Origin of the sequence: Streptomyces sp. NPDC047974, from assembly GCF_040653375.1 — a bacterium.
In the GTDB taxonomy this organism is placed as follows: domain Bacteria; phylum Actinomycetota; class Actinomycetes; order Streptomycetales; family Streptomycetaceae; genus Streptomyces.
Map to the genome: position 1 here is coordinate 1 of NZ_JBEZNU010000130.1, position 1,103 is coordinate 1,103.

The 1,103-nt window shown below is 61.7% G+C and carries 1 protein-coding gene; it reads left to right on the plus strand.

The window, feature by feature from the left end; all coding sequences use genetic code 11:
• The coding region (locus AB0E19_RS38880; protein WP_362190010.1) for a hypothetical protein at positions 1-1,103 on the plus strand (1,103 nt) is incomplete at both ends.

Below are 1,103 nucleotides of genomic sequence, written 5' to 3' on the forward strand. Positions count from 1 at the left end.
TTCGGTTGGAGCCACGGGAGACGCCGCCCTAAACGATCGGCTTGCCAATCTGAATGATCAGATTGCCAACGCCAAGCGGCTGGCAGATGCTGCGCCGTTCGAATCAACGCGACAGGCGAACCTTCAGATCCTTGAGGGATACAGAAAGCAGCGGAGGGAGATAATCGAAGAGTTGAAGCGGCGTAGCGGTCCGCAAGTGACGTTGATCGATGACGGCCAGATGCTTCCCGAATCGGCGCTCAAGCCTGCCGCCTCCAAGGCCGGGACCTTTCGCGCGAAGTCCGTTGACAAAGAGGCAGAAACGTCCTCCAAGAAGCTGTCTGATGCGATCAAGTCAGCCAATGACCAGCTAGAGCGTCAGATCGCCCTGTTCGGCGACAGCTCGGAGCTGAGCCGGGTCAATTACGAGATCCAGTCCGGCGGCCTGAAGGGTATCGACGCGGCAGCGCAGTCTGCGCTCCGTTCCAGTGCCTCGCTGCTGGACATGCTCGGCAACATCGACGAAGCCGAGTCGATCATGGGCGAGAGCGCCCAGAAGTTCGCCGACGCCTTCGACGGCATGTTCGGTATCGACGACGACACTAGCTCGTCGGTGGAGCAGACCTTCGGGCAGTGGAGCACCTACGCCGACCAGGCCGCGCGGAATATGCAGGACGCCTTCGCCGACTTCCTGTTCGATCCGTTCTCCGAAGGCTTGGGCGGGATGGTTCAGAGCTTCGCGAAGACGCTGCAGAAGATGGCTGCCCAGGCGGCTGCGTCCCAGATTTTCCAGATGATCGGGAACTGGGCGAACAGCTACAACGGGGCCGGATCGAGTTGGGTCAATGCCATCGGCAGTGCCATTGGTGGAACGTCTGGAGGCCGCGCCGGCGGCGGTCCAGTGGCAGCCGGCAGTATGTACCGGGTGGGCGAAGGCGGTCGGCCTGAGCTGTTCGACCAAGGTGGTAAGACCTACCTGATCCCCGGCGATGCTGGATCCGTCCGTCCGATCACAGCCGGCCTGCCCGCATCTTCGCTGAGTGCTGGAACCGGGATGAGCAACACCTTCAACACCACGCTCAATGTCACCAGCGACGGTGCGAGCAGCACACAGCAAGGCACCG